Source organism: Niastella populi (assembly GCF_002078015.1).
GTDB lineage: Bacteria > Bacteroidota > Bacteroidia > Chitinophagales > Chitinophagaceae > Niastella > Niastella populi.
The window spans coordinates 1-381 of sequence record NZ_LWBP01000164.1 but is presented as its reverse complement, the minus strand read 5'-3'; the positions used below and the strand labels follow the sequence as shown (position 1 = coordinate 381).

Here is a 381-nt window from a genome sequence, read left to right as displayed (position 1 = left end):
CTTCATCATAATTAAGCTGTATATTAAATAGTTTTTTCTCCTCAGGAAACTTAGCAATTAAATCATTTTGGACCACTTTAAATGTCTTTTCCAAATTGCTAATCATAGCAACCAATTGTTTATCATAAACTCTTGTATGTTCGATTCCAATCTGTTCTCCATTGATCTCAACTATAAAATCAGGGCTTTCACCCATACTTATAAGCTTAACATCATCCTTCAGAAAAATTATAAACCGGGCTATGTCCATCAGTTCATCCTTTCTTTTCATACTTTCACTGTCTTCCTTATCCTTGAGCTCATCATAATACTTGCCAAGTATTTCTTTAACCTTCTCCTTTTCCTCCGATTCGATCTTATTAAGATAAACAAACTGGTCAT

Annotated in this window: 1 protein-coding gene; it reads right to left on the bottom strand. The window is 32.8% G+C overall.

What is annotated here, in order from left to right; genetic code table 11:
* Nucleotides 1–381, bottom strand: a 381-nt coding sequence (locus A4R26_RS34980; protein WP_165760269.1) for a hypothetical protein, incomplete at both ends; no start/stop codon positions are given.